General features: G+C 70.5%; 5 protein-coding genes. 1 reads left to right on the plus strand and 4 read right to left on the minus strand.

Annotated elements, in window-relative coordinates; all coding sequences use genetic code 11:
* Nucleotides 1-64 precede the first annotated feature (64 nt).
* From AX737_RS27875 to AX737_RS27890, 4 genes are all read right to left on the minus strand, one after another.
* Nucleotides 65-931, minus strand: a complete 867-nt coding sequence (locus tag AX737_RS27875) for an MBL fold metallo-hydrolase (RefSeq protein ID WP_066927108.1) — start codon at nt 929-931, stop codon at nt 65-67.
* A gap of 180 nt (nt 932-1111) precedes the next feature.
* Nucleotides 1112-4339, minus strand: a complete 3228-nt coding sequence (locus AX737_RS27880) for a multidrug efflux RND transporter permease subunit (RefSeq protein ID WP_066927109.1) — start codon at nt 4337-4339, stop codon at nt 1112-1114.
* Between the two features lie 105 nt (nt 4340-4444).
* Entirely contained in the window at nt 4445-5596 is a 1152-nt protein-coding gene (locus AX737_RS27885; RefSeq protein ID WP_066927113.1) for an efflux RND transporter periplasmic adaptor subunit, read from the minus strand.
* 211 nt (nt 5597-5807) lie between these two features.
* Nucleotides 5808-6128 carry a rhodanese-like domain-containing protein gene (locus tag AX737_RS27890; RefSeq protein ID WP_066927111.1) on the minus strand — a complete coding sequence of 107 codons (321 nt, stop codon included), beginning with the start codon at nt 6126-6128 and terminating at the stop codon, nt 5808-5810.
* Nucleotides 6129-6371: 243 nt separating this feature from the next.
* Here AX737_RS27890 and ggt point away from each other — a divergent pair.
* Nucleotides 6372-7733: gamma-glutamyltransferase (gene ggt / locus AX737_RS27895; protein ID WP_197430746.1), on the plus strand; the 1362-nt coding region annotated here is incomplete at its 3' end.

Raw genomic sequence — 7733 nt, forward strand, 5'->3', positions numbered from 1 at the left:
CTCCCGACCCGGCCTCACGGCCGGCCCACCCTCCCCCGCAGAGGGGGGAGGGAGAGCGTCGGAGCTATCGCCGCAAGCTTTCCAGTGGCACCGGTGCCGCGTGCGGGCGCGTCGCCAGCATCTCGTCGATCAGCGCCAGCACCTCGGCCCGGCCGCAATTGGCGGCGGGCTCGAAGGGCGTCCAGGTCTGGGTGAAGTCGAGACGCTCGAACACGTCGCGGTAGCGGCGCAGCTCCGCCACGGTGAGCGGCACGCCCCGCACGAAGGCCTTGTGGGCCGAGATGGTGCGCGCCCGGCGGAAATCGCCCGGCTCCAGCTCGAACTTCAGCGCGTCGCCGCAGAAGCAGATCTTCCGCGCCCGGTCGAACAGCACCGCGTGGCCGTCGAAATGGCCGGCAGTGCGGTGCAGCTCCAGCCCCGGCAGCGGCTCCAGGAAGTCGTCGTAGGGCCAGGAGACCTGCAAAGCCGCGCTCCAGGTGAAGTCGGCGGCGGGCAGGCAGAGCTCCGGGTCGAAGCGGTCCTGCAACTGCACCAGCGCGCCGTAGGCGTGCGGGTGCGAGGACGAGAGCACCTGCATGCCGCCGAGCCGGGCGATCTGCTCGAGCGCCGCCTCGCTGAAGACCGGGCAGGCCTCGAAGCCCATGTTCCCGTGCTCCGTCCGGATCAGGTAGGCGGAGGGACCGATGCCGGAGACCGGGTCGTTCCAGAAGCGCCAGACGCCCGACTCCAGCTCCTCCCAGTGGCAGGGGAAGGCACCTTGCGCCTCCCGCTCGGTGCGGAAGCGCCAGCCGTCCTGCGGCACGACGTGGCGGGCGTCGAGGCACATCGGGCAGGAGGCGGGCGCCTCGAAATGGCGCTGCCAGAACCCGCAATTGTCGCAAGCGTAGGCGGGCAGCTTCAGGGCGCCCGCGAAGGGCAGGTAACCGGGCACGGAGCGCTCCTCGCGGATAACGGTTCGGGTCTGTTGGCGTGCGGTATCAGGCACCTCGCCTGAACGCAGCCCGGACGAGATGGGGCGGGCCCGACAAAAAACCCGCCGGCCTCGCGGCCGGCGGGTTTTTTCGGACGGGCGCCGCGCCGCCTGGATGTTCCGATCGGGTGCCCCGCCGCCTCAGTGGGCCGGGCTCGGAGCGCCGTGCCCGTCGCGGTCGGGCGCCTCGCCGTGCGGGTGCTTGCCGTCCGGGTTCTTGCCGCGCTTCCGCTCGATCCAGAGCACGAAGCGGCGGATCACCACGTAGAAGACCGGCGTCAGGAACAGGCCGAAGAAGGTCGCGCCGATCATGCCGAAGAACACCGCGGTACCGAGCGCCTGACGCATCTCGGCGCCCGGGCCCGTGGCGATGACGAGCGGCAGGGTGCCCAGGATGAAGGCGAAGGCCGTCATCAGGATCGGGCGGAGCCGCAGCTTGCAGGCCTGCACGGCGGCCTCCACCGGCCCCTTGCGCTCGTTGTTCTCGATGTCGTGGGCGAACTCCACGATCAGGATCGCGTTCTTGGCCGCCAGGCCGATGAGCACGATCAGGCCGATCTGGGTCAGGATGTTGTTGTCCTGGCCCCTGAGCTGCACCCCGAACAGCGCCGCCAGCACCCCGGTCGGCACCACGAGCAGGATCGCCATCGGCAGCGCCCAGGACTCGTACTGGGCGGCCAGCACCAGGAAGACGAGGAGGACGCCCAGCGCGAAGACGTAGATCGCCGTGCCGCCCGCCGCCTTCTGCTGGAAGGCGATCTCGGTCCAGTCGTAGGCGTAGCCGTCCGGCAGGCTCTTCTTGGCGATCTCCTCCATGGCGTCGAGCGCCTGGCCGGTCGAGATGCCGGGCTTGGCCACGCCCTGCACGGGCACCGAGTAGTACAGGTTGAAGCGCTGGACGATCTGCGGGCCCGAGATCTCCCGGATGTTGGCGAGCGTGCCCATCGGCACCAGGGCGCCGGTGGTGGAGCGCACCTTCAGCTGCTCGATGTCCTGCTTCGAGACGCGGAAGGGCGCGTCGCCCTGCACGCGGACCTGATAGATGCGGCCCAGCGTGTTGAAGTCGTTGACGTAGGCGCCGCCGAGCGCCGCCTGCACGGTCGAGAAGACGTTGCCCAAGGGCACGTTCAGCATGCGGGCGACCGTGCGGTCGATGTCGAGGTAGAGCTGCGGCGTGTCGTTGCTGAAGGTGGTGAACACCCGCTGCACGTCGTTGCTCTGGTTGGCCGCGCCCAGCATCTCGCCGACATTGGCCAGCAGCGGGCCGATGGCCGAGCTCTGACGGCTCTCCACCTGCATCTTGAAGCCGCCGCCCTGGCCGAGGCCGCGCACCGGGGGCGGCGGGATCACGATGACCCGGGCCTCCTGGATGTCGGCGGTGGCCTTGATCACGTCGCCGGTGATCACCGCGGCCGAGCGCCCCTGCGCGGCGCGCTCCTTGGCGCCGGCCAGCGTGATGAACATCACGCCCGAGTTCGTGGTGTTGGTGAAGGTGGCGCCGTCGAAGCCCGCGATGATCACCGTGTTGGTCACGCCGTCGATCTTGCGGGCCGCGGCGGCCGCCCGGTTCACCACCTCCGTGGTGCGGTCGAGCGACGAGCCGGAGGGCAGTTGCACCACGCCGATCAGGTAGCCCTGGTCCTGGTCCGGGATGAAGCCCGTGGGCGTCGTCCGGGCGAGGTGGAGCGTGCCCGCGATCACCGCCGCGTAGACCAGCAGCATCGCGATCAGCCCGATCGTGTAGTTGGTCAGCCCGTAGATCGAGCGCGAGTAGGTGTGCGAGAGCCAGTCGAAGCCGCGGTTGAACAGGCCCGCCAGCCAGTTGACGAAGCGCGTGAGGAAGAATTTCGGCCGGGCGTGCGCGTGGTGCGGCTTCAGGAGCAGCTTGCAGAGCGCGGGCGAGAGGGTGAGCGAGTTGAAGGCCGAGATCAGCGTCGAGGCCGCGATGGTGAGCGCGAACTGCTTGTAGAACTGGCCCGAGATGCCGGGGATGAAGGCGGTCGGCACGAACACCGCCGCCAGCACCAGCGCGATGGCGATGACGGCGCCGCCCACCTCGTCCATCGTCTTGTGCGCGGCCTCGCCGGGGGAGAGCCCCTCGGCCATGTTGCGCTCGACGTTCTCCACCACCACGATCGCGTCGTCGACCACGATGCCGATGGCGAGCACCAGGCCGAACAGGGTCAGGTTGTTCAGCGAGAAGCCGAAGGCCGCCATGGCGGCGAAGGTGCCGACCAGCGAGACGGGGATGGCGAGCACCGGGATCAGCGCCGTGCGCCAGCTCTGCAGGAAGACCAGCACCACGATGACCACGAGGCCGACCGCCTCGAACAGGGTCTTGTAGACCTCGTGGATCGACTCCTCGATGAACTCCGTCGGGTTGTAGGCGATGCGGTACTCGACGTCCGGCGGGAAGTTCTTCTTCAGGTTCTCCATCACGTTGCGGACGGAGGCGGCCGCCTCGAGCGCGTTGGTGCCGGGGCGCTGGAAGGCGCCGATGCCGACGGCCGGCGTGGCGTTGAGGAAGGAGTTGGTGGTGTAGTCCTTCTGGCCCATCTCGACGCGGGCGACGTCCTTCACCCGCACGAGCCGCCCGTCGGAGGCTTTGATGATGACCTCGGCGAACTCCTCCGGCGTCTGGAAGCGCCCCTGCGACTGCACGATGAGCTGGAAGGCCTGGCCCGTCGCCGCCGGCGGCGAGTTCAGGGCGCCGGCCGCCACCTGCACGTTCTGCTCCTGCAGCGCCGTGGTGACGTCGGAGGTGGTCAGCCCGTAGGCCGCGAGCTTGTTCGGGTCGAGCCAGATGCGCTCGGCGTACTCGTTGCCGCCGAAGATCGAGATGTCGCCCACGCCGTCGAGGCGCAGCAGCTCGTCGCGGATGTTCAGGTAGATGTAGTTGGCCAGGTAGTTCTGGTCGTAGGTCTTGTTCGGCGACAGGAGGTGCACGACCAGCATCAGGTCGGGCGAGGCCTTGCGCACGGTGACGCCGAGGTTGCGCACGTCCGGCGGCAGCCGCGGCTGGGCCACCGAGAGGCGGTTCTGGACCAGGACGTTCGCGATATCGAGGTTGGTGCCGACCTTGAAGGTGACGGTCAGCAGCATGTTGCCGTCGTTCGTGGAGAGCGACGTCATGTACAGCATGTTGTCGACGCCGTTCACCTCCTGCTCGATCGGCGTCGCGATGGTGGCGGCCACCGTCTCGGCGTTGGCGCCCGGGAAGGAGGCGCGCACCGTCACGGTCGGCGGCACGATCTCGGGGTACTGCGAGACCGGCAGCGTCTCGTAGGCGACGAAGCCGAGCAGCAGGAAGATGATCGAGGTGACCGAGGCGAAGATCGGCCGATCGACGAAGAAGTGGGCAAAGCGCATCGGTCAAACCTCTCGGCCGGCGCCCCGGAAGGGTCCACGCCTCGCGTCACCTGCGGATGGGGTCGGAAACCGGCCCGCGGGGCGTGATCCCCCCGGCCGACCCGGTCAGCTCTTGCTCGGGGGCAGCGTCTGCATCTCGGGCGTCACCTTGGCGCCGGGGCGCACGCGGGCGAGCCCGTTGATCACCACGCTCTCGTCGCCCTTCAGCCCCTCGCGGATCACCCGGTAGCCATCGACCTTGGGCCCGAGCTTCACGTCGCGGGCGGAGGCCGTGCCGTCCTCGGAGACGAGGTAGACGATGCGCTTGTCCTGGTTGGCCGAGATCGCCTCGTCGGGCAGCAGCACGCCCCGGAAGGGCTTGGTGGCCGGCATCGAGACGATGCCGAACAGGCCCGGCTTGATGAAGCCGTCCTTGTTCTCGACGGTGGCGCGCAAGAGCACCGTGCCGGTCTGGTTGTCGACCCGGTTGTCGACGAAGTCGAGCGTGCCCTTGCGGGTCGGCTTCTCCTCGCCGGTGAGCGCGATCATCACCGGCACGCCCTTGCCGCGCTGGGTCTGGCCCATGCCGATGTTGAGGCTGCCCTGATACTTGAGGAACGACTTCTCATCGACCGTGAAGCCGAAATAGATCGGGTCGAGCGAGACGATCGTGGTCAGCCGGGTCTGGTCGGTGATGACGATGTTGCCCTCGGTGACGAGGCGCTGGCTGATGCGCCCGTCGATGGGCGACTTCACTTCCGTGAAGTCGTAGTTCAGCTGGGCGTTGCGGAGCGCGGCCTCCGCGCTGTCCACGTCGGCCTGCGCGGTCTGCGAGGCTTGCCGGCGCTGGTCGGTGACCTGCTCGGAGATGTTGCCGCCCCGCGAGAGCGTCTGGGCACGCTCGAGGTCGGTCTGGGTGAAGGAGAGGCGCGCCTTGGCCGAGGTGAGCGCCGCCTGGGCCTGCTCCAGCGCCGCCTTGTAGGGCCGCCGGTCGATGACGAAGAGCACGTCGCCCTTCTTCACCGTGGCGCCGTCCGTGAACTGGATCTTGTCGAGGTAGCCGGTGACGCGGGCGCGCACCTCGACGAACTCGATCGGGTCGAAGCGGCCGGTATACTGGTCCTGCTCGACGATCTCGCGGACCACCGGCTTGGCGACCGTGACCTTCGGCGGCGGCCCGCCGGGGGCCTGGGCGCGGGCCGGCGCGGCGCCGACCGGGACACCGGCCAGGACGCCGACGAGGGCGGGAACGAGGAAGCTGGCGAGCCGGCTGCGCAGGGCAGGATGCATGACGAGGTCCCTGAGCATCGGCCCGCGGCGCGCGGTGCGGTCCGCGCGCGAGGACGATGCGTGGTCAGAGGAGGCTGGGCGGGTCGGCGGGTTCGAGAGGACGCCGACCTTCACAGTCTTGTGCGCCCCTAGTCCGTTGCGCAGTTCAGAGTTGTGCGACGGCGCACACCACACGCGCGTCGCCGGCGCTGCGGCCGGACTATTCAACGGCTTCACCCGCCGCGTACCAGTCCCTGAAGCCGCCGCGGTAATGCGCCTCGATCGGCAGGCCAGCCTGCTGCGCGGCGTGTAGCGCGTGCACGGAGCGCACGCCCGCGGCGCAGACGAAGACCGGCCGGCGCGCATCCCCCTCGACCAGGGCGGCGAGCGCCTGCGGGTCGAACGCCGAGAGCGGGTGGGTCACCGCGCCCGGGATGTGGCCGTCCCCGTATTCGTGGGCTTCGCGCACGTCGATCAACAGCAGGCTGCCGTCGGCGAGCCCCTGCTTGACCGCGTCCCGATCGAGATCGATCACTCGCATGCGCGCTCCTTCCGGTATGCGGCGCAGCGGCCGCCCGCACGCCGCCGGAATGCGCCGGCGGCGCGGGCGGCGGAACCTGGGTCCTCCGGCAGGATCCCGCGCGGGATCCTGCGGCTGACGCTTTTCCTTATTCGTCAGCCCGCGGGTGCGCAACACGGGCACGCCTGGACGCGCCCGCAGGCCGCACTATCACGGCTCGGACCCTCTCCCGCGTGGAGCCGCCCGTCAGCCATGCCGCCAGCCATGTCGCCAGCGATGCCGCGCCGTGCCCTCGCCGCCCTCCTGGCGCTTCTCTTCGTCCTCCCGCTGTCGGGCGCCCGGGCCCAGCTCGCCCGGACGGCGGACGCCGTGCCGATCCCCTCGGACATCGCCCGCTCCCTGCCCGCGCTCGCCCCGAACGGCATGGTCTCGTCCCAGGAGGCGCGGGCGACGCGGATCGGCATCGCGGTGCTGAAGCAGGGCGGCAACGCCGTCGATGCGGCGGTCGCGGTCGGCTTCGCCCTGGCCGTCACCTTGCCGCAGGCGGGCAATCTCGGCGGCGGCGGCTTCATGCTGGTGCACCTCGCCGAGCGGAACGAGACGGTGGCGATCGACTACCGCGAGACCGCCCCGCGGGCGGCCACCGCCGACATGTTCCTCGGGCCCGACGGCGCCCCCGACCGGGCGGCCTCGACCCGGGGCGGCAAGGCGGTGGGCGTGCCCGGCACCGTGCGGGGGCTGGCCGAGGCGCACCGCCTCTACGGCTCGGGCCGGCTCACCCTGGCGGATCTCATCGCGCCGGCCGAGCGGCTCGCCCGCGAGGGGATCGGCGTCGAGGGGGGCTTGGCCGACTCGCTGCCGCAGGTCGCCGGCATGCTCGGGCGCTGGCCCTCGACCCGGGCGGTGTTCTTCGCGGGCGACCGGGTGCTCGCCCGGGGCGAGACCCTGGTGCAGGCCGACCTCGCCGGCACGCTCCGGACGATCGCCGAGCGGGGCCCGGACGCCTTCTATACCGGCCCGGTGGCCGAGAGGATCGTCGCGGCGGTGCGCGGCGCGGGCGGCATCATGACGGCGGAGGATCTCGCCGGGTACCGGGTGAAGCTGCGCGAGCCGGTGCGCGGGACCTATCGCGGGCACGCGGTCGTCTCGATGCCGCCGCCCTCCTCGGGGGGCATCCACCTCGTGGAGATCCTGAACGTGCTTGAGGGCTTCGACCTCGCCGGCATGGGGGCGGGCAGCGCGCAGGCCTTCCACACGCTGGCCGAGGCGATGAAGCCGGCCTACGCCGACCGCGCCGCCTATCTCGGCGATCCCGACCGGGTGAAGGTGCCGGTGCGGGGGCTGCTCGCCAAGGCCTACGCGGACACGATCCGGGCCGGGATCGATCCCGAGCGGGCGCGGCCCGCCGAGGCGGTGCGGGCCGGCGACCCCGCCCCTTACGAATCCGACCAGACCACGCATTTCTCGGTTGTCGACGCGGCCGGCAACGCGGTGGCCAACACCTACACGCTGAACTTCTCCTACGGGATCGGGCTGGTGGCCGAGGGCACGGGGGTGCTCCTCAACAACGAGATGGACGATTTTTCCGCCAAGCCCGGGGCGCAGAACGCCTACGGGCTCGTCGGC

The sequence above is a fragment of the Methylobacterium sp. CCH5-D2 genome, assembly GCF_001556475.1.
Taxonomy (GTDB): domain Bacteria; phylum Pseudomonadota; class Alphaproteobacteria; order Rhizobiales; family Beijerinckiaceae; genus Methylobacterium; species Methylobacterium hispanicum.

Coding starts and splice junctions, on each gene's coding strand:
- AX737_RS27890 (WP_066927111.1), bottom strand. CDS start 6,128: ATGCGAGTGATCGATCTCGATCGGGACGCGGTCAAGCAGGGGCTCGCC.
- AX737_RS27880 (WP_066927109.1), bottom strand. CDS start 4,339: ATGCGCTTTGCCCACTTCTTCGTCGATCGGCCGATCTTCGCCTCGGTC.